At 71.3% G+C, this 25,641-nt stretch carries 22 protein-coding genes; 12 read left to right on the plus strand and 10 right to left on the minus strand.

Translation table 11 applies throughout. From position 1 onward, the window contains the following. The first annotated feature begins 36 nt into the window (after positions 1–36). Positions 37–357, plus strand: a complete 321-nt coding sequence (locus tag AFR_RS09380; protein ID WP_023359730.1) for a hypothetical protein — start codon at positions 37–39, stop codon at positions 355–357. Positions 358–378: 21 nt separating this feature from the next. Here the strand turns inward: AFR_RS09380 and AFR_RS09385 are convergent, their stop codons facing one another. Then, positions 379–1,929 (minus strand): leucyl aminopeptidase, encoded by a 1,551-nt coding sequence (locus AFR_RS09385; protein ID WP_023359732.1) that lies wholly within the window; start codon positions 1,927–1,929, stop codon positions 379–381. Between the two features lie 143 nt (positions 1,930–2,072). Here AFR_RS09385 and gcvT point away from each other — a divergent pair, with 143 nt between their 5' ends. After that, on the plus strand, positions 2,073–3,173 hold the full coding sequence (gene gcvT / locus AFR_RS09390) for a glycine cleavage system aminomethyltransferase GcvT (RefSeq protein ID WP_023359734.1): 1,101 nt from the start codon (positions 2,073–2,075) through the stop codon (positions 3,171–3,173). Here the strand turns inward: gcvT and cobS are convergent. Both cobS and AFR_RS09400 read right to left on the minus strand, forming a co-directional pair. Beyond that, a complete protein-coding gene (gene cobS, locus AFR_RS09395; RefSeq protein ID WP_023359736.1) occupies positions 3,170–3,892 on the minus strand; it encodes an adenosylcobinamide-GDP ribazoletransferase in 723 nt (240 codons plus the stop codon). The genes gcvT and cobS overlap by 4 nt on opposite strands. Then, complete coding sequence (locus AFR_RS09400; protein WP_041840726.1) at positions 3,885–5,771, minus strand: bifunctional adenosylcobinamide kinase/adenosylcobinamide-phosphate guanylyltransferase; 1,887 nt, start codon at positions 5,769–5,771, stop codon at positions 3,885–3,887. Before AFR_RS09400 ends, cobS begins: the two co-directional genes overlap by 8 nt. A 138-nt stretch (positions 5,772–5,909) precedes the next feature. On the opposite strand from AFR_RS09400, the gene AFR_RS09405 reads away from it, so the two are divergent. Together AFR_RS09405 and AFR_RS09410 are read left to right on the plus strand one after the other, a co-directional pair. Next, the gene (locus AFR_RS09405; RefSeq protein WP_023359740.1) at positions 5,910–6,107 is read left to right on the plus strand and encodes a hypothetical protein; all 198 of its coding nucleotides are present in this window, start codon (positions 5,910–5,912) and stop codon (positions 6,105–6,107) included. Then, positions 6,104–6,931 carry a site-2 protease family protein gene (locus AFR_RS09410; protein WP_023359742.1) on the plus strand — a complete coding sequence of 276 codons (828 nt, stop codon included), beginning with the start codon at positions 6,104–6,106 and terminating at the stop codon, positions 6,929–6,931. Before AFR_RS09405 ends, AFR_RS09410 begins: the two co-directional genes overlap by 4 nt. A 36-nt stretch (positions 6,932–6,967) precedes the next feature. On the opposite strand, the gene AFR_RS09415 is transcribed toward AFR_RS09410, so the two are convergent. Both AFR_RS09415 and AFR_RS46705 read right to left on the minus strand, forming a co-directional pair. After that, complete coding sequence (locus tag AFR_RS09415; protein WP_023359744.1) at positions 6,968–7,966, minus strand: aldo/keto reductase family protein; 999 nt, start codon at positions 7,964–7,966, stop codon at positions 6,968–6,970. Positions 7,967–7,986: 20 nt separating this feature from the next. Beyond that, entirely contained in the window at positions 7,987–10,806 is a 2,820-nt protein-coding gene (locus AFR_RS46705; RefSeq protein ID WP_023359746.1) for a WG repeat-containing protein, read from the minus strand. 2,830 nt (positions 10,807–13,636) lie between these two features. Between AFR_RS46705 and AFR_RS09425 the strand changes: the two genes are divergently transcribed. From AFR_RS09425 to AFR_RS09435, 3 genes are read left to right on the plus strand one after another with little or no spacing between them, the layout of a single operon-like run. Next, positions 13,637–14,497: an ABC transporter permease gene (locus tag AFR_RS09425; RefSeq protein WP_023359748.1), complete on the plus strand. Its 861-nt coding sequence runs from the start codon at positions 13,637–13,639 to the stop codon at positions 14,495–14,497. Further along, positions 14,490–15,290: an ABC transporter permease gene (locus AFR_RS09430; protein WP_023359749.1), complete on the plus strand. Its 801-nt coding sequence runs from the start codon at positions 14,490–14,492 to the stop codon at positions 15,288–15,290. Before AFR_RS09425 ends, AFR_RS09430 begins: the two co-directional genes overlap by 8 nt. After that, positions 15,287–16,240 (plus strand): ABC transporter ATP-binding protein, encoded by a 954-nt coding sequence (locus tag AFR_RS09435; RefSeq protein ID WP_023359751.1) that lies wholly within the window; start codon positions 15,287–15,289, stop codon positions 16,238–16,240. Before AFR_RS09430 ends, AFR_RS09435 begins: the two co-directional genes overlap by 4 nt. Here AFR_RS09435 and AFR_RS09440 read toward each other — a convergent pair. Continuing rightward, positions 16,237–16,794, minus strand: coding sequence for a helix-turn-helix domain-containing protein (locus AFR_RS09440; RefSeq protein WP_041841961.1), 558 nt, complete (start codon positions 16,792–16,794; stop codon positions 16,237–16,239). The two genes, AFR_RS09435 and AFR_RS09440, sit on opposite strands and share 4 nt — an antisense overlap. A 65-nt stretch (positions 16,795–16,859) precedes the next feature. Between AFR_RS09440 and AFR_RS09445 the strand changes: the two genes are divergently transcribed. After that, positions 16,860–17,591: an AzlC family ABC transporter permease gene (locus tag AFR_RS09445; protein ID WP_023359755.1), complete on the plus strand. Its 732-nt coding sequence runs from the start codon at positions 16,860–16,862 to the stop codon at positions 17,589–17,591. After that, entirely contained in the window at positions 17,585–17,893 is a 309-nt protein-coding gene (locus AFR_RS09450; RefSeq protein ID WP_023359757.1) for an AzlD domain-containing protein, read from the plus strand. Before AFR_RS09445 ends, AFR_RS09450 begins: the two co-directional genes overlap by 7 nt. A 1,325-nt stretch (positions 17,894–19,218) precedes the next feature. Here AFR_RS09450 and AFR_RS09460 read toward each other — a convergent pair. From AFR_RS09460 to AFR_RS47100, 4 genes are all read right to left on the minus strand, one after another. Beyond that, positions 19,219–19,854 carry a DUF3043 domain-containing protein gene (locus AFR_RS09460; RefSeq protein WP_023359759.1) on the minus strand — a complete coding sequence of 212 codons (636 nt, stop codon included), beginning with the start codon at positions 19,852–19,854 and terminating at the stop codon, positions 19,219–19,221. A 77-nt stretch (positions 19,855–19,931) separates the two neighbouring features. Beyond that, a complete protein-coding gene (murA, locus tag AFR_RS09465; protein WP_023359761.1) occupies positions 19,932–21,287 on the minus strand; it encodes a UDP-N-acetylglucosamine 1-carboxyvinyltransferase in 1,356 nt (451 codons plus the stop codon). A gap of 216 nt (positions 21,288–21,503) precedes the next feature. Further along, positions 21,504–22,673: a quinolinate synthase NadA gene (gene nadA, locus AFR_RS09470; protein WP_023359763.1), complete on the minus strand. Its 1,170-nt coding sequence runs from the start codon at positions 22,671–22,673 to the stop codon at positions 21,504–21,506. Between the two features lie 60 nt (positions 22,674–22,733). Continuing rightward, positions 22,734–22,883, minus strand: coding sequence for a hypothetical protein (locus AFR_RS47100; RefSeq protein ID WP_023359765.1), 150 nt, complete (start codon positions 22,881–22,883; stop codon positions 22,734–22,736). A 24-nt stretch (positions 22,884–22,907) separates the two neighbouring features. Between AFR_RS47100 and AFR_RS09475 the strand changes: the two genes are divergently transcribed. The 3 genes from AFR_RS09475 (at position 22,908) to AFR_RS09485 (ending at position 25,637) form a co-directional block, all read left to right on the plus strand. Then, positions 22,908–24,044 (plus strand): glycerate kinase family protein, encoded by a 1,137-nt coding sequence (locus AFR_RS09475; RefSeq protein WP_023359767.1) that lies wholly within the window; start codon positions 22,908–22,910, stop codon positions 24,042–24,044. A 102-nt stretch (positions 24,045–24,146) separates the two neighbouring features. Beyond that, entirely contained in the window at positions 24,147–24,521 is a 375-nt protein-coding gene (locus AFR_RS09480) for a HesB/IscA family protein (protein ID WP_023359769.1), read from the plus strand. A 132-nt stretch (positions 24,522–24,653) separates the two neighbouring features. After that, on the plus strand, positions 24,654–25,637 hold the full coding sequence (locus AFR_RS09485; protein ID WP_023359771.1) for a carbohydrate kinase family protein: 984 nt from the start codon (positions 24,654–24,656) through the stop codon (positions 25,635–25,637). The last annotated feature ends 4 nt before the right edge of the window (positions 25,638–25,641 follow it).

The following is a 25,641-nucleotide window of genomic DNA, read 5'->3' on the forward strand; positions in this document are numbered from 1 at the left end:
CGTACCCTTGCGGCAGTTGACCGTAAGGAGTGGGGCGTGGCTTGGTTCCGGCGGCGCAGGGAGCCGGCCCGCGGGGCCGGACGGCAGGCGGATCGTGCCGGTCTCGAGCATCTCGCTGAGTTCGTCCGGTCGCGGCGTGGTGTGGAGGGCTTCATCGAGCCCGAGACGACGGTGACCGAGACCACGCTGTTGCTCGTCGCACACGACGGTGAGTGGACCCGGCGGCGTGTCGACTCCCCGGAGGGTGCCCGGCGCTTCGCGCACCAGCTCGCCATGCCGATCTACGACATCCGGCTCATGGGTTACCCGCAGCGGATGCGTGACTACAACGAGCGGCAGAAGCGCCGCCCGGCCTGAGACCGGGCGGCACTTCGGCGGTCAGCCGTTCGCGGCGACGTCGTCGATCAGGGTCAGCAGGGTGCGCACCGGCACGCCCGTGCCGCCCTTCGTCCAGTAACCGGTGGCCTCACCGGAGTGGTACGACGGCCCGGCGATGTCGATGTGGGCCCACTCGACACCCTCGGCGACGAACTCCCGCAGGAAGACACCGCCCTGCAGCATGTGCCCGGCGCGGTCCATGCTCGCGTTGACCTGGCTGATGTCGGCGATCTCGGAGTCCATGCCCTTGCGCACGTCGTCGGGCAGCGGCATCGGCCATGCCGGCTCGCCGACCGAGTCACCGGCGACCTTGACCCGCTCGCAGGCCTCGGGCGAGCCCATGACACCGGCGATGCGCTTGCCCAGCGCGACCACCTGGCCGCCGGTCAGCGTCGAGGTCTCGAAGACGTAGTCGGTGCCGTCGGCGCAGGCCCGGGCGATCGCGTCGCCGAGCACCATCCGGCCCTCGGCGTCGGTGTTGAGCACCTCGACCCGCTTGCCGTTGAACATCGTGATGACGTCACCCGGCCGGTACGCCGTACCGGACGGCATGTTCTCGGCCATCGCGAGGTACCCGGTGACGGCGACCGGCGGCTTGAGCGCGGCGACGGCGAGCATCGTGGCGCCGACCGCGGCGGCACCGGCCATGTCCGACTTCATCTCCCACATGCCCGCGGTCGGCTTGATGCTGATGCCGCCGGTGTCGAACGTGATGCCCTTGCCGACGAGCGCGACCCGCTTGGGGTTCTCCACACCCTGCGGGGTGTAGGTGAGCTTGACCAGCCGCGGCGGCGCCTCGGAGCCCTGGCCGACCGCGACGATGCCGCCGTAACCACCGGCCTTGAGCTGGTCGAAGTCGAGGACCTCGACCTCGAGGCCGGTGCCGTCCGCGGCGGCGACCACGGCGTCGGCGAACTGCGGCGGGCGCAGGTCGTTGGGCGCGGTGTTGACCCAGTCGCGGGTCAGGCGGACGACCTTGGAGACGATCCCGGCCCGCTCGACCTCGGAGGAGGCGGCGGCGTCCGCGGCGTCGGCCACGACGACCTGCAGGGCCTTGACCGGGTCACGCCGGCCCGGCTGCGGCTTGGTCTTGTAACCGGCGAACCTGTACGACCCCAGCAGCGCACCCTCGAGGATCGTGCGCAGCACACCGGGAGCGTCGGCGTCGTCCGGGACGGGCAGGGCCAGCGCGACGGTGCCGCTGCCGGCGAGCGCACGGACGGCGGCGCCGGTCCCGCGGCGCAGGGTCTCGGTGGCGGGCGCCGAACCGGACGGCTCGTCACCGAGACCGACGGCGACGACCAGCGGCGCCGCGATGGTGCCCAGCGTGGCGAGCTTGGTCACCTCGCCGGGTGCGCCGGTGGCGCCGAGCAGGGCCAGCGTCGAGGTCAGCTTCCCGTCGAACGCGGCGGCGATGCTCTCCGCGCCGGCGGCCGGCAGCAACGCGCCACCCTCGTCGGGCTGACTGTGCAGCCCGATGACGATCGCATCGACGGCCAGTTCGGCGGGGTCGCTGTCGACCAGGCTGAGGGAGGGGGCGGGGTGGGTCACTCGGGCTCTCCGCGACGGCTGAGGCCGGAGCTCCCTCGTGGGACGCTCCGACGGTGGGTTCACCCCGGCACGGGTTGCGCCGGACGGTGTGTGGTGTCCCGCCGATGCTAACCACACTCAAGGTCACGGGTAAGTTGCCACTCATGTCTGCCGAGGCCGCCACCCCGCTCCTTTCGCCCTTGCACGAGCGCCACGTCGCGCTCGGCGCCAAGTTCGCCGCCTTCGGCGGCTGGGAGATGCCCCTGGAGTACGCCGGCGGTGGCGTCCTGCGCGAGCACTCCTCGGTCCGCGAGGCCGTCGGCATCTTCGACGTCTCCCACCTGGGCAAAGCACGGGTCAGCGGTCCGGGCGCGGCGGACTTCGTCAACGCCTGCCTCACCAACGACCTCGGTCGCATCGGCCCGGGCAAGGCGCAGTACACGCTGTGCTGCGATCCCTCCGGCGGTGTGGTCGACGATCTGATCGCGTACCTGATCGGGCCGGACGAGGTTTTTCTCATCCCGAACGCCGCCAACACGGCCGAGGTCGTGCGCCGCCTCGCCGAGGCCGCGCCGGACGGCATCACGGTCACCGACGAGCACCGCAAGTTTGCGATCCTCGCCGTGCAGGGGCCGCAGTCGGCCGAGACGGTCACCCGGCTCGGCCTGCCGACCGGCCACGACTACATGTCGTTCAACCCCGCGCAGATCGACGGCGTGGACCTGATCGTCTGCCGCACGGGCTACACCGGCGAGCAGGGCTACGAGCTGGTCGTGCCGTGGGACGACGCGGTCACCGTGTGGGACGCGCTGGTCGAGGCCGGTGTGCGGCCCTGCGGGCTCGGCGCCCGTGACACCCTGCGCACCGAGATGGGCTACCCGCTGCACGGCCAGGAGCTCACCCTGGACATCAGCCCGGTGCAGGCCCGTTCCGGCTGGGCGGTCGGCTGGTCCAAGCCCGCGTTCTGGGGCCGCGACGCGCTCCTCGCCGAGAAGGCCGCCGGTCCCCGGCGCCAGCTGCGGGGCCTCGAGCTCACCGGTCGCGGCATTCCCCGCGGTCACATGCACGTGTACGCGGGGGAGACGCTCATCGGCGAGACGACCAGCGGCACGTTCTCCCCGACGAAGAAGGTCGGCATCGCCCTGGCCCTGCTCGACACCGCCACCGCACCGGCCGACGGCGACCTGGTCGAGATCGACATCCGTGGCCGCCGGGTCGAGGCGCGGGTCGTCAAGCCGCCGTTCGTGAAGACGTCGGTCCGCTAGCCGAGGGTCAGGGCGACCAGCACCAGGGTGGTGGTCGTCTCGACAGCCGCGCCGAGCACGTCACCCGTGATGCCGCCGAAGCGGCGTACCGCGTGGCGCAGCAGCAGGACCACGACGAGCAGGGCGGCGGCGACGGCGGCCGGCCCCTGCCACGGACGGCCCGGCACCGCCCACACCGCCGCACCGGCGACGAGGGCCGCGACACCCAGGACCACCGGCACGGGAACGGTCGACGCGACAAGGGCGCCGAGCCCCTCGGGGCGGGCGGCGGGCACGCCCCGGCGGCAGGCGACCGTCACACCGAGCCGTCCGGCGGCCCAGGCCACGACGATCGCGACCGGACCCACCTCGGTCAGCGCGGCCGCCTGGATCAGCAGGGCGAGGGCGATCGCGGCGACACCGAACGGGCCGATGTCCGGCTTCTTCATGATCTCGAGGGCACCGGCGCCGTCACGGTAGGAACCGAGCGCGTCGACGGTGTCCGCCAGACCGTCCAGATGCAGGCCACGGGTCAGCAGCGCACCCGCGGCGACGGTGACCGCGGCGGCGACCAGGCCCTGGCCCAGCAGCACGAAAAGACCGGCCAGGACCGCGCCGAGCAGCGCCCCGACCAGCGGCGCGACGCTCATGGCGACGGCGGCCGAGGCGCGGTCGACCCGGCCGGTGCGTACCGGCAGGACCGTCAGCGTGGTGAGCGCCAGGCGCAGACCGTCAAGCACGGGCCGGGCCGGGACCGTCCGGCTCCGGCTCGATGAAGTCCGCGTCGTCGTCCGCCGACAGGCCGGCGTCGCCGTGACCGGCCAGCAGCGCCGGGTGCACCGGCAGCGCGCTCGCGAGGGCGATCGCCGACCGCAGCAGCGGCAGCGCGGCCAGCGCGTTGGTGCCCTCACCCAGGTCGAGACCGAGCTCGAGCACCGCGGTCAGGCCGAGCACGTCCGCGCCCTGCTTGACCAACTGGTGGGTGCCCGCGTCGGCGAGCAGGCACCAGTGCCGCGTCTGCGACGAGATGTCCCGGGCGATGAGACCCGCGGCGATGCCCAGCGGACCGTCGACCAGCACCGGCATCCGCCGGGCCGACGCCCCGAGCATCGCGCCCGTGGCCACGGCCAGATCGGCACCACCGAGCTGCGCCAGGATGTCCTTGGCACCGCGCGGCTCCTGCCGGATCCGGTGCATGGCGTCGCGGACGGCGGCACAGCGCACCATCCACGCGTTGTCGTCGTAGAAGCCGCCCGGCACCAGCACCCGGGGCAGGATCGCGACCGGCTCGGCGCCCGTCGTCGCGGCGAGCACGGCGGTCGCGGCTGCTTCCGTACCCGCGCCGCAGGACCCCAGGATCAGCACGTCGCGACCGGCGTCGGCGGCCGCGTCGGCGAGCTCCCAGCCCTGCCGCAGCGCCGCGTCGACGGTGTCGGCGTCGATCACCGGTCCGTCCTCCATGGCCCCCGAGGGCGGGGTCCGGACGACCACGATGTCGGCGTCCGCGGTCGCGGCCAGGGTGCCCAGGGCGCCCTCGCCGGCCTCGGCCTGCGCGGCCCGGCGCTCGGAATCCTCCACATCGGCGCCCGCCGCGGCACCGCCGGCGTGACGGCCGTCGATCAGCAGGACCCGGACCGGGCCCCACGGGCGCGGGGTGGACGTGCTCTGGGTGGCGGCCGCGAACTCGACCGCCTCGATGAGCATGCCGATGCCCGCGCCGGGCAGGTCGACATTGGCCAGGCGGTCACGGGCGTCGGGGCCGGCGTCGCTGTCCGGGAGCGGCATGTCCATGCCGGGCTGGATGACCGTGCCGGAGGCGACCAGGGGGAGGGCCATGGTCGGGGCGTGGAGGGCGCCCGCGTCGGCCGTGCGGGCGCGGTGGGCGGCGATCGCCTCGGCCGGGGTGAGCGGCTCGTTCCTGGTTTCTGTTTCTTCCGCCGGGCTCGTGGGCTGTGTGGGGGTCGCGGCGGTCATGGCGTCGTGCATTGCGGCTGTGTCGACGGCCAGGCCTTCCGCGGGCGCGGCCGTCTCGGCGTTCTCGGCTTCCAGGTCCGTGACGATGCCGGGCTCGTCCGCGCCGGTCTTCAGCCACGTCGGACGGCCCGCCACGACAAACGCCACCCGGTCACACGCCGCGGCCAGCGCCTGGTTGGCGGTGCCGAGCGCATCCGCGAACGCCCGCCCGACCGGCGTGGCCGGCACCAGCGACAGGCCCACCTCGGGGCTGACCACGACCACCCGCGCCGCACACGCCCGGACCGCCTCGGCCAGCGCGGTCACCGTCGCCACGTCGTCGTTCGGTTGCTGCGCCGGGTCGAGCAGGGCCGCGACCCAGCCGCCGAGGTCGTCGACCAGCAGCGTGTCGTCGGGCTTGGCGCCGGCCAGCACGGCTGCCAGCTGCGCCGGGTCCGCGCCTGTCTCCTCGGTCGTCCACGACTGCGGGCGGCGGCGCTGATGCGTCTCGATCCGCGCGCGCCACTCCGGGTCGTCCTCGCCACCGGCGGACGTCGCGACGTACCGCACCGACGCCGCGCCGGCGACCAGCGCCTCGGCGAACGCCGACTTGCCGGACCGGATCCCGCCGAGCACCAGGACCGAACTCCACCCGTCAGCAGACATGCCCCGTACTTTAGGGCCGGGCGTCGCGATCATGCAGGGCGACCCGGCTTCGATGGGCGCGGGCGTACCGGGCGTACCGGCCGGCACACCGTAGGGTGGGAACAGGACTGAAGTTCGACACCTGAGGGAGGCGGCGGAATGCCGTGGAGTTGGCGGTACGAGGGCGTCGACGGGCAGCCGGTGGCCGGCCCCACCGAGACGTTCAGCAGCCAGGCGGACGCCGAGTCGTGGATCGGCCAGGCGTGGCGTGAGCTCGCAGCCGCCGGGGTCACCCAGGTCACCCTCGTCGAGGACGACCGGGTCGACTACAAGATGAGTCTGCTGCCGGCCGAGTGAGTTATCAGGTCTCGCAAGGCACGCCGAAGAGCGCGTTCGTCCCGAGTCCCGTCTTCGTCGGGATCCTCGCGGTCACGGCCGTCGCCGGCTGGATGACGTGGACCGGTTACGGCAACGTGCGGGTCGACGTCTTCCTGCTGGTCGTCTCCGGCTGGGTGCTCTCGCTCTGCCTCCACGAGTACGCCCATGCGATCGTCGCGTACTTCTCCGGCGACCGCGGTGTCGCCGACCGGGGCTACCTGCGGCTCAACCCGCTGAAGTACACCCACCCGGTGCTGTCGATCGTGCTGCCGCTGGTGGCCGTGATCCTCGGCGGCATCGGCCTGCCCGGCGGCGCGGTCTGGGTCGACCACGCACACATCCGCAGCAAGGCCAAGGAGTCGCTGATCAGCGCGGCGGGCCCGGCGACCAACGTCGTCTTCGCGCTGCTGCTGGCGATCCCGTTCGCGTTCGGCGCCGGCTCCGACGTGGTGCTGATGAGCGACGGCTCCGGCGGGGTCGTGGTCGGCGGCAACCACGGCGACTTCTGGGTGGCCCTCGGCGCGCTGGCGTTCCTGCAGGTCACGGCGAGTCTGCTCAACCTGCTGCCGGTGCCCGGCCTCGACGGCGGCAACATCGTCCAGCCGTGGCTGAGCCCGCCCTACCAGCGCGCGTACAACCTCTTCGCGCCGTACGGTTTCATCCTGCTCTTCGTGCTGCTCTGGCAGTCGCGGATCAACGAATGGTTCTTCACGCTGGTCAGCTGGCTGGCCGGCCTGATCGGCGTCCCGGACGGGCTCGGCGAGGTCGGGCTCTTCTACATGCGCTTCTGGTCGTCCCTGTGACCCCGGCGCCCCCGGACGGGGGCGCCGGGAGCACGGTCAGGGACGCTGCGCCGGGCTGACCGTCTTGGCCGGGTCGCGCTCGGCGACCGGGAACAGCGCCTTGTCGATCGCCGCCATCAGGTCGTCGTCCAGCTTCACACCCGACGCCTTGGCGTTGTCGCGGACCTGCTCCGGCCGCGAAGCCCCGATGATCGCCGCGGAGACGTTCGAGTTCTGCAGGACCCAGGCCACCGCGAGCTGCGCCATCGACAGCCCCGCCTGCTCCGCGAGCGGCTTGAGCTGCTGCACGGCGGTGAGGACCTCGTCGCTGAGCAGCCGCGAGATGAAGTCCGCCCCGGACTTGTCGTCGGTCGCCCGCGAACCGGCCGGCGGCTGCTTACCCGGCTCGTACTTGCCGGTGAGCACACCCTGCGCGATCGGCGACCAGACGACCTGGCCGATGCCGAGCTCGATCGACGTCGGCACCACCTCGGCCTCGATGACCCGCCACAACGCCGAGTACTGCGGCTGGTTCGACACCAGCTGGATCTTCAGGTCCTGGGCCAGCTCCCAGCCCGCCCGGATCTCCGTCGCCGACCACTCCGACACCCCGATGTACAGGGCCTTCCCGGAGTGCACGATGTCGGCGAACGCCTGCATCGTCTCCTCGAGCGGCGTCGAGTAGTCGTAGCGGTGCGCCTGGTACAGGTCGACGTAGTCCAGCTGCAGGCGGCGCAGCGAGCCGTTGATCGACTCCATCAGGTGCTTGCGGGACAGGCTGCGGTCGTTCGGGCCCGGGCCGGTCGGCCAGAAGACCTTCGTGAAGATCTCCAGACCTTCCCGGCGCTCACCCTTGAGCGCGCGGCCGAGGACCTCTTCGGCTCGGGTCCCCGCGTACGCGTCAGCGGTGTCGAAGGTGGTGATGCCCACGTCGAGGGCGGCCTTGACACAAGCGTCCGCGGCCTCCTCCTCGACCTGGGAACCGTGGGTGATCCAGTTGCCGTACGCGATCTCACTGACCAGAAGGCCGGAGCGGCCGAGGTGACGGAATTCCATGCCCCGAAACTACCTGGCTCCTACAGAACCGGCCGGGTGTCGGAGAGCAGGCGCTCGATCTCGTCGACCACATCGGCGGCCCGGGAGTGCACGACGTCGACGATCGGCTCACCGCCCCGGTCGAGCGCACCCCACCGGCCCTCACGGTCACCGACGATGAACGCCACCGGGTGGATGACCAGCCGGGCGTGCACCGGCGCGACCAGGAACTGCCCCGTCCGGTCCACCACACCGAGCCGGTCACCGGCGTCGACGACCGCCAGACCGTCCGCCGTGAACCCCTCGACCGGGCCCCCGGCGATCAGCTCGGTCGCGAACCGCCGGAACTTCGGCTGCACCACGACCCGCCCGTGCCGGTCGATGGCACCCCAGCCGCCACGCTTCACCGCCGCCAGACCCCGCCGGAACGGCCGCACGTCGTCGAACCCGCCCGGCACGATGACCCGGTTGTGCCAGTCGACGGCGAACCAGCCACCCACCGGATCCCGCGACACCCACGCCAGCCCGTCACCGAACGGCCCGGCCTGCACATAACCGCTGGCCGAGTCGATCAGCAGCCCGCCGGTCTCGTCGATCAGCTCCCAGGCGTCGGTGCCGGGCCGGCGCACCCACGCCGCACCCTCGTGGAACGGCTGCGCGTCGGCGTACCGCTCGCCGATGACCACGTCGCCGTTGCTGTCCGCATACCCCTGCCAGCCCGACTCGTAGTCGACCGCCGGGTGCGGCGGCCGCGTCTGCTGCAGGATCTCCTCCCGCGACCGCGGATAAGGCCCCCACCCGGCCTCCCGCACCCGCGCCATCACCGCATCCAGAGCCGCCTCGGTACGCGCGACAAGATCCGGATCCTCGACCCGCCGCAACTCCAGCGCCGCCTCGAAATGATTGCAGGCCTCGAGGTACCGCCCCTGCTCGTAACAGGACTTCCCGGCCTGCACGTGCATCTCCGCCCGCAACCGGTCCGGCAACTCGACGGAGTTCGCCTCCTCGAAGATCCGGTCAGCCTCGGCAAAATCCCCCCGCCACTGCTGCACGTGCGCCAGCCGCGCCTGCACGATCGCCGTCCGCCGCAACTCCCCGGTCGCCTCGGCGTGCCGCAACGCCTCCCGAGCATCAGCCAGCGCCCGGCCCAGATCACCCAGCACGCGCGAAACAACCGCGCGCAGACTGAGGAGCCGGGCCCGGACGGTGTCACGCTCGGCATACTCCAGCTTGTCGGTCAGCCGGTCCCGCACATCCAGCAGCCGGTCCGGGTCGTCGACAACCTCCCGCAACGTCCGCTCATCAAACGTCCATGGGTACGTGGCCAGAATCTGCTCCGGATCAGCCCGGCGTCGCAGCGGCTCCAACTCCGGCTCCGGCGGCGGAGCCACGGACAACGCCGGCAACTGCATACTCGGCGCTAGCACCGGCCCGGCCTCGGCGCTTGGGGCGACGTGCTCGTCCTCTTCTTCGGCCGCGGCGGGCTCGCTGACGGTGACCGTCGCGCTGGTCTCAGCGATGGCCGGTTCGTCGACGGTGACAGGCTCATCGTCGGCAACGGGCTCGTAGTCCGTGACGGGCTCGTAGTCGGCAACGGGCTCGTAGTCCGTGACGGGCTCGTAGTCGGCAACGGGCTCGTAGTCCGTGACAGGCTCGTAGTCCGCGACGGGCTCGTCGTCGGCAACCGGCTCGCCGGCCTCCGTCGGGGCTGGTTCGTCCTCGGCCGCCGGCTCACCGGGCCCGGCCGCTTCCACGGGCTCACCGGTCTCGGCCAGGGCGGGTTCGTCGAAGGCATCCGCCCCACTGGGCTGAGCAGGTTCGTCCACGGCATCCGGTCGGCCGGGCTGGACTGGTTCGTCCGCGCTGACCGGCTCGGGGGTCGCAACCGGGTCCTCGACGGTGACCGGCTCGGGGGCTGTGATGGGCTCACCCACGGTGGCATGGACGGTAGCCGGTTCGACGGTATCGGCCGCCTCCTCAGCGGGAGCCTCGGCGGCGGGCTCGACCACCACTGCCTCGACAACAACCGCATCGACGACTTCACCGTCGACGAGCGGACCTTCGACGACAACTGCCTCGACGACGAGCGGCCCTGAGTCTTCCTCGATCGGCCCGCCGGGAATCCCTGCCTCAGCATCGGCCGTGTTGTCGTCGGCAACTGCCTCCGGTGCAGTGTCGTCCTGCGGCTCGTCGCCGGGCAGGGCCGTTTTGCTGTCCACGCTGCTGGTGTCCGGAACCTCGGCCCGGAACTCGTCCACCGCCGGCTCTTCGTCGGCGGGCTCGGCCTCCACCGGCTCCGCGCCGATCACCTCGGCCGACTCGGTCTGCTCCGCGGGCGCGGTCGTGGCCTGTTCAGGCTGAGCGGGCGCGGTGGTGACCTCGTCGGGCTGCGCAGGCGCGGTGACCGGCGGAGCGGCTTCCTCGGTCTCTTCCTGCGCGGCCTTCGGGACGACCAGTCGTGTCTCGGTGGTGGGCGAGAACCAGTCCTGCTTCTGCGGAGGCCCGCTGACCGGGACGGCACTGACCGGGGCAGCACTGACCGGCACCGGACTCACCGGCAGGGCGCTGACCGGCGCATCGGCGGTGATGTCGGGTGTCTCGGCCACGAGGTCGGCGGGCGCGGGGGAGACGGGTTCCGGTTCGCGGGTGACCGCGCCGAGCCCGCTCATCGACAACAACCAGCCGAGCCCGTGCCCCTCGTCGCCCTCAGCCGCCGCCTCCGGTGCTGCGTCTTCGCGTGCTGCGGCCTCGCGCTCGACTTCATCAGCGGCCGGAATCCGCCCGGTCGCCTCGACATCGGGCGCGGTGCCGTCCGCAGGCTCCTCACCTTCGAACCACGCCGACGGCGAAACCGGCGCCACCTGCTCCGCAGCACCCGAGGCCGGCGAAACGGGCGCAACCCCCTCCTCAGGACCGCGCGGCGGCGACACAGGGCTGACAGGCGCGACGCGGGCTTGGGGCGGTGAAACGGGCCTGACCGGCTCGACGCGGGCCTGGGCCGGGGAAACAGGCCTGACAGGCTCGACGCGGGCTTGGGGTGGGGAAACCGGCCTGACCGGCTCGACGGGAGCCGGGGGCGGTGAAACAGGCGCGGCCGGCCCGACGCGGTCCGGGCGGGAAGCCGGCGCGGCGTGCTCAACCCGAGACTGAGCCGGCGAGCTCTGTTCGACGCGGGCCTGCGGCGGCGAAATGGACACGGTGGGCTCGACGGAACGCTGCGGCGGCGAAACGGGCGGTGTCTGCTGAACCGCCTGGCGGTCCTCGGGCCCGGGCGCGTGGCGTGGCTGCGGCTCGTAGGGATGTGCCGGCGGCGCGGGGCGGTAATGCGCAGGTTGGGCCGAGGTAGGCCGCACCACCGGCGGCGCCTGCTGCTGGTTGACCACCGGCGGGAACTGCACCGCTTCCGGCACAGGACGCGCCGGGGGAGTAGCCGACACAGGCCGGGCCGGCGACGAGTGGGCAGCGGGCGCCGCAGGGCCCGGGACTCCGGAAACGGGCCGACCGGCGTCGGCAGGCCGCACGTAATCGGCCGGCGTCGACTGGTCCTGCTGCCAGGGCGCGGAGTAGCCGGGAGGTGCCGACCGCGGCGACGCGGGCCGGTTCGACCCGGGCTCGGCCGGCCGCCCCGGTGCCACAGGCGAGCCGGGGTAGTAAGCAGCTCCCGAAACCGGCGCCTGCTGCGGCGCATCATCCCGAACTCGCCCGGCCTGCTGAGGCCCGGCGTATGCCGCCGGCGTCGACGAATGCGCAGGTGGCCCGGTGTAAGCAGGCGGTGCCGACCGCACAGGCGGCGCGGACTCGACAGGCCGCACCGGCGGCTGCTGAGGCGAAGACTGCGTCGACGGCCCGGCATACGCAGCCGGCGCCACAGGCGCCGGCGGCGCGGAGTGCACGGGCGGCGCGGAGTGCACGGGCGGCGCGGAGTGCACGGGCGGCGCGGAGTGCACGGGCGGCGCGGAGTGCGCAGGCGGCTGCGACGAGTAGGCAGCCGGGCGGGCCGCGGGCGGCGCCGACCGTGGCTGCAGCGACTCCGAGGGCGGCACGGCACGCAGCGGCGCCGGGAAACGAGGATCTGTAGGCGGCTCGGCACTGTGCCGCGAGCCGCCACCCGGATACATCGGCCTGGGGTCGGTCGCCGGTGGCGCCGAGCGCGGTCCCAGCGGCGTAGCCGGACGGGGATCGACCGGCGGAGCCCAGCCGGGATCCGGCGGTGTCGGCCGCGGCGCCTGGCGGGGCGCGACCGGCGTCGTCTGACCCGGCCCCTGGTAGGCGGGCGTCTCCCGGCTGACAGGCCGCGCAGGCTGCTGGGAAGCCGCCGTCGACCCCGGCCGCGGCCCGTAGAACGGATCTTCCTGAGCCCCGGGCCGCGGCGCGGAGTGTGACTCCCGCCCGCCACGCGGATCCGAAGCCGGCGAGCTCTGAGAACGCGAATCCTGCGAGCGCGGCCCCGAGGAGCCCAGCTCGGACGAACGCGAACCCGAGGAACGCGGTTCGGGCGAACGAAGGTCAGAGAAGCGCGGGTCGGAGAAGCGCGGGTCGGACGAACGCGACTCAGAGGAACGCGACTCAGAGGAACGCGGATCGGACGAACGCGGATCCCCAGAACGGGCATCCTGAGCGCGAGGATCGATAGAACGCGGGTCCGAAGAGCGCCGATCCGAAGAGCGCGGATCCTGAGCGCGCGGGTCCGAAGCGCGGGCGTCGGAAGCACGCGGGTCGGAAGCACGCGGGTCGGAAGCACGCGGGTCGGAAGCACGCGGGTCCGAAGCACGCGGGTCCGAAGCACGCGGGTCCCGAGCTCGGTCGCCAGAAGACCGCGGGTCCGATGAGCGCGCGTCAGAAGACCGCGGGTCAGAAGACCGCGGGTCAGAAGACCGCGGGTCAGAAGACCGCGGGTCAGAAGACCGCGGGTCAGAAGACCGCGGGTCCTGAGAGCGGGCATCCTGATGGAACCGCCCATCGGCCCCCCGCCGCCCCTGCTGCGGTTCCGCCTCGGCCCGCCCCCCAGCAGACCGCGGGTCGTAGGACTCGGGAAAGCGCAGATCCTGCTGCCCCTGATAGCGCGGATCCTGAGGCGGCACAGCACCCGGCCGCGCGCCGTACAGAGGAGGTGCTGACTGTGGGCGCTGGGCTTCCGGGAGCCGCTCCGGCAGCGGCACGGGCCTGTTCCAGGACGGCTGCGAAGACGAAGGCGCCGGCGACGAGGGTGGGGGACCGGCGACGTACGGCGTACGCGAGTCAGGGCCGGACCACGACGGTGGCGGCTGGGGTGGGCGGCTGACCGAGGCGCGGCCCGCCGCGGGTGAGACGGGCCGGGCCGGTGGTCCGGAAGCCTGGGCGATCGTGCGGAAGTCGGCGTCCCACTGGGAGGCGGCTTCGGCGGCGCGGGAAGCGTCGTAGACGGGCTGGTGGACGGCTCGGCGGCGGCCCGGGTCGCCGGGGTAGCGCTGGCCGGGGAGCGGCTCCCATTCCCAGGTGATCTCGTAGACCCAGGCGGGTTCGTCGTCCCAGCGGTCGGCGCCGGAGTGCGAGCTCCAGCCGTTCATCGGGCAGCCCTCTGGGCGCCGGATGTCTGGCTACGCTCCGTCACGACGATCATCCACCTTGTCGGAAATTGCTCGGTGGCAGGGCGGGGCACCGGGTACAGTCGCCCGGCTCCGCTGCAGGGGTTTGTGAAAGGAGATTAACGGCGTGGACGGGCTCGACGCCAGGGTGCCTCAGATCTCTCCGCGCCGTCCGTTCCGGGACTCCTTCGCTACGTTCGGTGCGCTCGCCTGGTCGGGTTTCCAGAGGTACGCCACCTACCGGCAGGCGACGATAGCCGGATCGTTCACGAACATCGTCTTCGGGTTCCTCCGCTGTTACGTGCTGCTCGCTGTGGCGGCGGGTGTGGCCGGGGGCCGGCCCGCGGGTTACGGCCCGGAGCAGCTCGCCACGTTCGTGTGGGTGGGGCAGGGGTTGCTCACCGTAGTTTCCTTGTGGGGTTGGACCGAGTTGTCCGACCGGATCCGGTCCGGTGAAGTGACCGCTGATCTGTTACGTCCGGTTCATCCGGTGATCGGATATCTCGCCCCTGACCTGGGCCGCGCCTGGCATGCGATGATTTTCCGGTTCGTCCCGCCGCTGGTGGTCGGCCTGATTTTCTTCGATCTGTACCTGCCGGGCCGCTGGTTCACGGTGCCGCTGTTCGCCGTCTCGATCGTGTTCGCCGTCATCGGCAGTCTGGCGATGCGGTTTCTGGTCAACGCCACCGCGTACTGGCTGCACGACGCCCGCGGGCCGATCATGCTGTGGACGCTGTCCGCCGGTGTGCTGGCCGGCCTGTATTTCCCGTTGCGGTTCCTGCCGGACTGGCTTGCGGTGACGTTGTGGGTTGCGACACCGTTCCCCGGTTTCCTGCAGACGCCCCTGGATGTGCTGATCGAGCGGGACGCGGCGCCGCTCCAGGCCGGTCTGGTCGTTCTCCAGGCCGTCTGGGCCGCGGTGCTCCTCGCGCTGTGCGCGGTGGTCCAGCGCCGCGCCGAGCGCAGGCTGGTGGCCCAGGGTGGCTGAGCTGCGGGCGTACGCCGCGCTGTTCGGTGGGCAGTGGCGGTCGCTGTTGTCGTACCGCGCGTCGTTCATCGTGGAGATGATCACCAACATCGGGGGTACGGCGCTCGACGTGCTCGCCGTTCTGGTGATCTTCCAGGCCACGAGCACCGTCGCCGGGTTCACGCTGAGCCAGGGTCTGCTGATCGTCAGCCTGTCGTCATGCGCTTTTGCCCTCGCCGACTTCACGGTGGGCAACATCGACAGGCTCAAGACGTACGTCCGCACCGGCGCGATGGACGCCGTCCTGGTCCGCCCGCTGGGTGTCCTGATGCAGCTCGTCCTCATGGATCTGCCCCTGCGCAAGGCCCTGCGCCTGGTCGTCGGTTTCGGGGTGCTGGCCGTCGCCCTCACCGTCAACCCCATCGACTGGACCCCGGCGCGTGTCACGCTGCTGGTGATCACGCCGCTCGCCGGTGCGGTCTTCTTCGCCTCGATCTTCGTGCTCAGCGCCAGCCTGGCGTTCTGGTGGGTCGACTCCGGCGAGGTCGGCAGCGCGTTCACCTACGGCGGCCGCGATTTCACCGCCTACCCCACACCCGTGTACGCCGGGTGGTTCCGCGCCGTCTTCGCGTACGGGCTGGGCTTTGGTTTTGTGGCCTATCAGCCGGCGCTGGCGCTCCTGGGCCGGGCCGATCCGCTGGGCCTGCCCACCTGGGCGGGTTTTGTCTCGCCGCTGGTCGCGCTGGTCGCGGCCGCCCTCGCCGCCGCCGTCTGGCGGTCCGGCATCCGGCACTACCGGAGCACAGGATCATGACAGTCATCAAGATGGATCAACTGCGCAAGGACTTCACGGTACGGGTCAAAGCGGGCCGTTTCCGCCGGGAGAAACGCACCGTGGCGGCCGTCGACGGCATCGACCTGAGCATCGAACGCGGCGAGATGGTCGGCTACATCGGCCCCAACGGCGCGGGCAAGTCGACCACGCTGAAGATGCTGACGGGCGTGCTCACCCCGTCCGGCGGCCACGTGTCGGTCTGCGGTCTGGAGCCGGTCCCGCAACGCACCCGGCTCGCGCTGCGCCTCGGCGTGGTGTTCGGGCAGCGCTCCCAGCTCTGGTGGGACCTGCCCCTGCGCGAGTCGTTCCGCCTGCTCAAACACATTTACCGGGTACGCCCGGACGAGCACGCCGCCCGCTTGCGCCGGTGTGTCGGCCTCCTCGACCTGGAGGCGTTCCTGGACACGCCGGTGCGCCAGCTCTCCCTCGGCCAGCGCATGCGCGGCGAGCTCACCGCGGCACTCCTGCACGGTCCCGAGGTGCTGTTCCTCGACGAGCCGACCATCGGCCTGGACGTGGTCAGCAAACAGGCCGTCCGCTCGTTCCTGGCCGAGCTCGGCGCCACCGGCGACGTCACCCTGGTGCTCACCACCCACGACCTGGCCGACATCGAACGCCTCTGCCGCCGCCTGGTCGTCATCGACCACGGCCGGGTCGTCCACGACGGCACGATCGAAGCCCTCCACACCCGGTACGGGTCCCGCCGCCGCCTCGTCGTCGACCTCGACGCACCCCTGCCGACGGGTTTCACGGTCGAGGGCGCAACGCTGGTCTCGGTCGAGGCGGAGGGCCACCGTGCCTCGTTCGACCTGGCCGGCGACACGGCCGGAGCGGTCGTGGGCCGGCTGGCGGCCCTCTCCTCCCTGCGCGACCTCTCCCTGGTCGAACCCGACATCGAAGACGTCGTGGCCCGCCTGTACGCGTCCTAGCGGTGTTCCATGAGCAGGATCGCCCAGGAGCCGGGTTCGAGGGCTTCGTAGCGGTGGGGGACGTCACCGGGGAACATCACGTAGTCGCCCGGACCGAGGTCGACCTCGTCACCCGAGGGCCCGGTCCGGATCCGTCCCGCCGCGACGACCAGGTGCTCGATGCTCCCGGGGATGTGCGCCTCGGCCTGCCGTCCCGTGCCCGGCTCGAGCTCCACCACGTACAGGTCACGGCGCGCATGGGTGCTGCCGGCGGCGAGCAACGTACCGAAGAAGTCAGCGTGATCGGACGGAAGCCGCGGCCCCTCACCGGCCCGGATCACCCGGATCGGCGGCGCGGGCGGCTCGACCAGGCGGCTGAACGGCACCCCGAGCGCGACGCCGAGCGCCCAGAGGGTCTCCACGCTGGGATTTCCGGTGCCGGACTCGAGCTGCGACAGGGTCGACTTGGCGAGTCCCGCCCGCCGGGCCAGCTCGGCGAGCGAGATCCCGACACGCTCCCGCTCACGGCGCAGGGCGGCGGCGATGGTGGACAGCGGGCTGCCGGGCTGCGACATGTTCACTCCGTCGATCGGATCGTTCGGTTTGACGAACGCTACGCCTACGTTCATTATTTTGAACCATGAGTACGCCAAAGCGAACACCGGACCGCGCCCTCCTCCGCGACGCCGTTGCCATCGCCGCGGCCATGATCGCCGTCGGCGCCTCCTTCGGCGCGATCGCCATCGCCTACGGCCTGCCCACCTGGGTACCGTTCCTGATGTCCACCGCGGTGTTCGCGGGCGGCGCACAGTTCCTCGCGGTCGGCCTGATCGCCGCCGGCAACCCCCTGGCCGCGGTCTTCGCCGGCCTGCTCCTGAACGCCCGCCACCTGCCGTTCGGCCTGGCAGTCTCGGAAACGGTCGGCCCCCGCCTCCGCGACCGCCTCATCGGCAGCCACCTGATGACCGACGAGGTCGTCGCGTTCACCCTCGCCGAGAAGGACCCGGCCCGCCGCCGCCGCACGTACTGGCTGATCGGCATCACCCTCTTCACGTCCTGGAACCTCGGCACCGCCCTGGGAGTCTGGCTCGGCGGCGCCACCGGCGACCCGGCCGCCCTGGGCCTGGACGCGGCCTTCCCCGCCGGCCTGATCGCCCTGATCCTCCCGTCCCTCCGAGACCGCGACACCCGCTTGGTCGCCCTGACCGGCGCGGCGATCGCGGTTGCGCTCACGCCGGTGCTCCCGGCCGGCCTCCCGGTCCTGTGCGCTCTGCTGGGCCTCCTCACGGTGGTCCGTCCCCGCCGCGGGAACCCAGCCACCTCAGATCAAACAGCTGAGCATCACACCAAGACCGAGGAGGCGCCGTGCTGATCGCCGCAATCCTTACCCTGGCCGTAGGCACCTACACAATGCGCCTCAGCGGCGTGATGCTCCGCGACCGCCTGGAACTCTCAGACTCCCTGCAGCGCCTGCTCCCGATGGCCGCGGCGTCCCTGCTGGCAGCGCTGGCCACCACCGCAGCCCTGATGGAAGGCGCAGGCTTCGCCGGCATCGCCCGCCCAGCCGGCGTCGCGGTCGGCGCCCTCCTGGCCTGGCGCAAGGCCCCATTCGTCGTGGTCGTCCTCGCCGCGGCAGGAACCGCCGCCCTACTCCGCCTAGCCGGCATCAACTAATCACCGCCGCGCACGGTTCCCCACAGCGAACGTGGACACGCAGAAGCCCAGTAGTCGGATGACCGGCATAGCCCCGGTAACCGAGACACCGGCAATCGGGCTTGAAGGTCACCACAACATCAACGATGTCGGGGCCATGCGCGGCTCGGACAGGCCCAACTTCACCGAAGTTGGGCGCGGCCGCGGGCGGGTGACAAGCAAGCCCCGCGCCATCGAGGCGTCGAGGTGCCGGCGATCGGGCTTCAAGGTCGTCACAACATCAGTGATGTCGGGCCATGCGCGGCTCGGATAGGCCCAACTTCACCGATGTAGGCCCAAACGACGCCTCCCGTTGGCCCAACTTCACCGATGTCGGGCTATCCGCGGCTCGGACAGGCCCAGCTTCGCCGAAGTTGGGCGGCGGCAGCGGCCGGGTGATGAGCAAGTCCCGCGCGATCGTGGCGTCGAGGTGCCGGCGATCGGGCTTCAAGGTCGTCACAACATCAGCGATGTCGGCCCATACGAGGCTCGGGTAGGCCCAACTTCAACGATGTCGGGCCGTGCGCGGCTCGGATAGGCCCAACTTCGCCGAAGTTGGGCCACGGTAGTGGCCAGGTGATGAGCGTGGCCCGCGTGACAAGGTGCCGGCGATCGGGCTTCAAGGTCATCACAACATCAGCGATGTCGGCCCAAACGACGCCTCCCGTAGGCCCAACTTCAACGATGTCGGGCCATACGCGGCTCGGAGAAGCCCAACTTCGCCGAAGTTGGGCGGCGGCAGCGGCCGGGTGATCAGCAAGCCCCGCGCGATCGTGGCGTCGAGGCGCTGGCGATCGGGCTTCAAGGTCACCACAACATCAGCGATGTCGGCCCAAACGACGCCTCCCGTAGGCCCAACTTCAACGATGTCGGGCCATACGCGGCTCGGAGAAGCCCAACTTCATCGAAGTTGGGCCACGGCGGCGGCCGTTTGACCCCCTGGCCGAGTTGCGGCGTGACCTGCTGGCGGGCGGAGTACCGGCCTGGCGGCCGGTGGCCCCGGCGGCGTGTCCAGGTCGCTGGCATGACCGCCGTGACTTGGTGGCAGCACGACGAGGCAGCCGACGTGGCCCAGGCGGCCGTGTGACCAGCGGACGTGGCTGGCGGTGGGCATCACCGGGGCCGGTGCGATCGGCCGCGTCCAACCTCGGCGTGAGCAACGGTCAGCCCCCTGCAACCAGGCACGACCACCCCCGGATCTTGCAGCGCTCAGCCCCTTGATCAGGAGAGCGTGAGCCGGAGTCCAGACCACGCAGCCAGGAACGATCAGCGTTCGAAAGGGCCTGTCGTTCCGAAAGAAGGGCGCCTCAGACCTTGTCGCCGAGCTCGACCGCAGGCTTAGGGACGCGCATCCGGCGGAAGGTCAGGCCTCGCATGATGCCGTACAGATAAAGGGCCCCCATCCGCTGAGTAGTGTCCGGGAAACGCGCGCTGACCAGCTTCTTCACCCGGCGCGAGATCAAAATGCTGTCGACGATCACGGCGATGGCGAGGATCGCCCACAGCAGGTTGGCGGCGAGCTGGACCACCGGCGGCATCGCGCCCGTCGAGCCGATGAAGACGATGATGGCGCCGGCGAAGAACCAGGTGCCGGCGGTGCGCTTGGAGTCGACGATGGCGCGGACCAGGGCGCGTTCCGGGCCGCGGTCGCGGGCGAGGAGGTAGCGCTCGTCACCGGCGCGCATGCCGGCGGCGGATTCGGCGCGTTCGACGCGCTGGCGTTCGCGCATCTGCTTGTAGGCCTCGCGGCGGTTGGCCGGGGCCGCTGCCGTGTCGTGCCGGCGCTGGGCGCTGGTGCGCTTCGGCGTGGCGACACCCAGCTCCTTCTTGGAGGGGGTGTAGGCCTTGGGCTTGGACGCGGCCGACTGCTCGGGCTCGGAGGTCACCGTGGCGGTGGCGTCGGAGACGAGGTCGGTGGACTTTCGGCGAAACAGCGAGGACACCCCAGCAGAGTAGCCAAGAGGGCCGACAAAGCCGAAACCGCGCCGACAAAATGTCGACGCGGTTTCGCAAAAGGGGCCTAGATGCGTTCGACCAGGGCGCCGAGGGCGGAGAGCTTGCCTTCGAAGTCCTCGTAGCCGCGGTTGATCAGGTCGACGCCGTAGACGCGGGACGTGCCTTCGGCTGCGAGGGCGGCGATGAGGTGGCTGAAGCCGGCGCGGAGGTCGGGGATGACCAGGTCGGCGGCGTGCAGCTTGCTCGGGCCGGCGATGACGGCGGAGTGCTTGAAGTTGCGGCGGCCGAAGCGGCACGGGGTGCCGCCGAGGCAGTCGCGGTAGACCTGGATCGTGGCGCCCATCGTGTTCAGTGCCTCGGTGTATCCGAGGCGCTGCTCGTAGACGGTCTCGTGCATGATCGACAGGCCGCGGGCCTGGGTCAGCGCGACGACCAGCGGCTGCTGCCAGTCGGTCATGAAGCCGGGGTGGACGTCGGTCTCCAGCGCGACGGCGTTGAGTTCGCCGCCCGGGTGCCAGAACTTGATGCCGCCCTCGACGCCGGTGACACCCTGGCGGGCGACGCGCGCGTCGGTGATCTCGAATTCGCCGCCGATCGACCGGAAGACGTTCAGGAACGTCATCATGTCGGCCTGCTGCGCGCCCAGGACCTCGATCTCGCCGCGGGTGGCGAGCGCCGCGGCGGCCCAGCTGGCGGCCTCGATGCGGTCCGGGATGGGCTTGTGGTTGTACCCGTGGAGCTTCGGCACGCCGAGGATCTCGATGACCCGGTCGGTGTGCACGGTGATGATGGCGCCCATCTTCTGCAGCACGCAGATGAGGTCCATGATCTCGGGCTCGATGGCCGCGTTGCGCAGCTCGGTGACACCCTCGGCGCGGACGGCCGTGAGCAGCACCTGCTCGGTGGCGCCGACGCTCGGGTACGGCAGCTCCAGCTTGGTGCCGTGGAGGCCGTTCGGCGCCGTGAGGTGCATGCCCTCGGGCGTCTTGTCGACGACCGCGCCGAACTGGCGCAGTGCCTGGATGTGGAAGTCGATCGGGCGGGGGCCGATGTGGCAGCCGCCCAGGTCGGGAATGAAGGCGTGGCCGAGGCGGTGCAGCAGCGGCCCGCAGAACAGGATCGGGATCCGGCTCGAGCCGGCGTGCACGTTGATCTCGTCGCTGCTGGCGCTCTCCACGTTGGTGGGGTCCATGACCAGCTCGCCGTCGTCGGCGCCGTCACTGACCTTGACACCGTGCAGGCCGAGCAGGCCGCGGACGACCTCCACGTCGCGGATGCGCGGCACGTCGAAGAGCCGGCTGGGCGACTCGCCCAGCAGGGCGGCCACCATGGCCTTGGAAACCAGATTCTTGGCGCCACGGACCCGGATCTGTCCGTGCAGCGGCGTACCGCCGTGTACGGCCAGGACGTCGTCGGTCAACGCAACCTCCAGAGGGGGGCGCGTCGGCGCGCCCGGGAACGAATAGGGGTGCAGCCGTGTCTGGGGGACCTGCGGCTGCCGCCCGGGCAGCATAGCCCTGAGTGACCGTTGCAGAAATCACCACAACGCCCAGGGCGGCACGAATTGCTGATGATTAAGGCAACAAAAAGGTGGAGCCGTGCGCACGGCTCATCACCGATTACGAAGAGTGATCGTTTAGGGGAGGGCGAGCATCTGGTCGAGCGCCACCCGGGCGTACTTCGCGGTGTCGGCGTCGACCGAGATCTGGTTGGGGACGCGACCCGCCACGAGCTCCTCGAGGGACCACACGAGGTGCGGGAGATCGATGCGGTTCATCGTCGAGCAGTAGCAGACCGCCCGGTCGAGGAACATGATCTGCTTGTCCGGGTGGGCGAGTGCCATCCGCCGGACGAGGTTGAGCTCGGTGCCGACGGCCCATGACGAGCCGGCGGGCGCGGCGTCGAGCGCCTTGATGATGTATTCGGTGGAGCCGACCTCGTCGGCCGCGCGGACGACCTCGTGGCGGCACTCGGGGTGGACCAGCACGCGCACGCCGGGCACGCGCTCGCGGACCTCGCGGACGCTGTCGAGGGTGAAACGGCCGTGCACCGAGCAGTGCCCGCGCCAGAGGATCATCTTGGCCTCGCGGAGCTGCTCGGGGGTGAGCCCGCCGTGCGGCTTGTGCGGGTCCCAGAGGACGCAGTCGTCGAGCGTGAGACCCATCTCGAGGACGGCGGTGTTCCGGCCGAGGTGCTGGTCGGGGAGGAAAAAGACCTTCTGACCCCGCTCGAACGCCCAGGTCAGAGCCCGCTTGGCGTTGGACGAGGTGCAGACGACACCCTCGTTGCGCCCGACGAAGCCCTTGATGTCGGCGGAGCTGTTCATGTAGGTCACCGGGACGATGTCGTCCGCGATGCCCAGGTCGGTGAACTCGTCCCAGGCCGCCTCGACCTGACCCAGCACGGCCATGTCGGCCATCGAGCAGCCGGCTGCGAGGTCGGGAAGCACGACACGCTGGCCCGGGCCGGTGAGGATGTCGGCGCTCTCGGCCATGAAGTGCACACCGCAGAAGATGATGAACTCGGCGTCGGGGCGCGCCGCGGCCTCGCGGGCGAGCTTGAACGAGTCACCGGTCACGTCGGCGAACTGGATGACCTCGTCGCGCTGGTAGTGGTGGCCGAGCACGAAGACGCGGTCGCCGAGTGCCGCCTTGGCGGCGGTGGCCCGCGCGACGAGGTCCGGGTCGCTGGCCGCCGGCAGATCGCCGGGGCAGTCGACGCCACGCTCACTGGCGGGGTCGGTGCCCCGGCCGAGCAGCAGCAGCGCCGTGGCGGTGTTCGAGGGTTCGGTCCAGGTAGACGTCACGGCTTCATGTTTCCACAACGTTGCCGTGCCGTCGGCCGTCGAGAGGGTGTCTTAGGGCACTCAGCGCTTACGGCTCTGGATGCGGGTCGCGATCTTGCGGAGCCGGGCCTGGTTCTCCGGCTTGGCCAGCTGCTGCTGACCCTTCTGGACGATCCGCTGCCCCTGGGGGCTGCGGAGGAACATCTGCAGTCGCTGCATGAGGGTAGCCATGGAGTAACCGTCTCATGCCTACCTGTGTGCTGCCTGTACCTTCTCAGCGTGCGCGTACTGATCTGCCCGGACAAGTTCGCGGGCACCCTGACAGCTTCCGAGGTCGCCACCGCCGTCGCCGCGGGCTGGCACGAGACCGCCCCGGGCGACGAGACGGTCCTGCGCCCGCTCTCCGACGGCGGCCCGGGCTTCGTGGAGGTGCTCGCCACGGCGCTGGACGGGCGCCGGCTCGCCGTGGACACCGTCGACCCCCTCGGTCGTCCGGCCCGCGGTGACGTCCTGCTGGCCGGCGGCACGGCCTACGTCGAGAGCGCCCAGGCCTGCGGCCTCCACCTGCTCACCCCCCAAGAGCGCAACGTCAACGTCACCACCTCGTACGGGCTGGGTCTGCTCCTGGCCGCCGCGGTGGAGGCGGGGGCGACCGAGATCGTGGTCGGGCTGGGTGGCTCCGCGGTGAACGACGCGGGTGCGGGGATGCTCGCCGCGCTGGGCGCCGGACCGGTCGACGAGAGCGGCTACGCCCTGCCCTACGGCGGTGCCCCGCTGATCACCGCGGCCGCGCTCGAGGGTGCGCCCCGGCTGCGCCAGGTGCGGCTGGTCGCGGCCACCGACGTCGACAACCCGCTGACCGGCCTGCACGGCGCCAGCAGTGTGTACGGCCCGCAGAAGGGCGCCACCAGGGAGGACGTCCTGCGTCTGGACGCCGCGCTCGACCACTTCGCGGGTGTCCTGGAGCAGGCCTTCGCCATCGACAATCTGCGGACGCTGCCGGGTGGCGGCGCGGCCGGTGGCATCGGTGCCGCCCTGCTGGCCCTCGGTGGTGAGGTGGTGTCGGGCATCGGCCTGATCACCTCCCTGATCGGCCTGGAGGCCCAGCTGGACGTGGCCGACCTGGTCATCACGGGGGAGGGCTCGTTCGATCACCAGTCGCTGCGCGGCAAGGTGGCGGCCGGCATCGCCAACGGCGCCCGCGACCGGGGTGTGCCGTGCGTGGTCATCGCCGGTCGCAACGAGACGGGTCACCGCGAGGCCGCGAGCGCCGGCGTCACCGAGACGTACGCTCTGGTCGACCACTTCGGCTCGGTGGAGCAGGCGATGGCCGAGCCCGCCCGCGGGCTGCGGGAGGTGTCCGCCAGGCTGGCCCGGCTGTGGAGCCGCTGAGCAGGTGGGCGACATCTCGCCCCCAGCGATTGGGAATACACCCGGACAGCGTTAGCGTTGGCCGGTACGGCACATCACCGGACCGGCAGGGAGAACCGCAACGTGACCACTGAATCGCACACCGAGTCGACCGAGGCCACCACGGCCGCGCCGACCGGCGTCATTTTGACCGACGTCGCGGCCGGCAATGTCAAGCGTCTCCTGGAGCAGGAGGGCCGTGACGACCTGCGCCTGCGCATCGCCGTCCAGCCCGGTGGCTGCTCCGGCCTGCGCTACCAGCTCTTCTTCGACGAGCGTTCGCTCGACGGTGACGTCGTCAGCGACTTCGACGGTGTCGAGGTCGTCGTGGACCGGATGAGCTCGCCTTACCTCGCGGGTGCCACGATCGACTTCGCGGACCGCATCGACGCCCAGGGTTTCACCATCGACAACCCCAACGCGCAGAACTCCTGCGCCTGTGGTGACTCGTTCCACTGATCGCCGCTTCGTCCAGGGCCGTCCCGTTCCGGGGCGGCCCTGTTCGTATGTCCACCAGTTGACGCCCAGGTGTCGTCCAGGCGCCCTGCCGGTAGGCTCACCCGGTAATCGCACCCGACCTCGAGGGCCGACATGAAGATCGCCGTTACCGGCTCGATCGCCACCGACCACCTGATGCACTTCCCCGGCAGGTTCGCCGAGCAGCTGATCGCCGATCAGCTGCACAAGGTCTCGCTCTCCTTCCTCGTCGACGACCTGGTCGTTCGGCGCGGCGGCGTGGCGTCGAACATCGCCTTCGGGATGGGCAAGCTCGGCCTGCGCCCGATCCTGGTCGGAGCGGTCGGTGCCGACTTCGCCGACTACCGGTCCTGGCTCGAGCGGCACGGCGTCAACTGCGACTCGGTGCACGTCAGCGAGGTCGCGCACACCGCGCGTTTTGTCTGCACCACCGACGACGACCTCAACCAGATCGCCTCGTTCTACGCGGGTGCGATGAGCGAGGCCCGCAACATCGAGCTCGCCCCGGTCGCCGAGCGCGCCGGCGGTCTCGACCTGGTGCTGGTCAGCGCCAACGACCCGGCCGCCATGATCCGTCACTCGCAGGAGTGCCGGGCCCGCGGTTACGCGTTCGCCGCCGACCCGTCGCAGCAGCTCGCCCGCATGGACGGCAGCGACGTGCTGACGCTCATCACCGGCGCCGACTACCTCATGACGAACGACTACGAGCGTTCGCTGCTGGAGACCAAGGCCGGTCTGACCAGCGAGCAGGTCCTCGAGCAGGTCAAGGTCCGGGTCACCACCCTGGGCAAGGACGGCGTCGAGATCACCGGGCGCGGCCTCGAGCGCATCCACGTCCCGGTCGCCCGTGACGTCATCGCCGAGGACCCGACCGGTGTCGGCGACGGCTTCCGCGCCGGCTTCTTCGCCGCGCTCGGCTGGGGTGTCGGTCTCGAGCGGGCGGCCCAGGTCGGTTCGCTGATCGCCGCGCTCGTCCTCGAGACGGTCGGCCCCCAGGAGTACGACATCAAGCCGGACTTCTTCCTCAAGCGCCTCGCCGACTCCTACGGTGACGAGGCCGCCGCGGAGGTCCAGCCCCACCTGCCGGCCGCGGTGTAAGACA

It is taken from the genome of Amorphoplanes friuliensis DSM 7358 (genome assembly GCF_000494755.1).
GTDB lineage: Bacteria > Actinomycetota > Actinomycetes > Mycobacteriales > Micromonosporaceae > Actinoplanes > Actinoplanes friuliensis.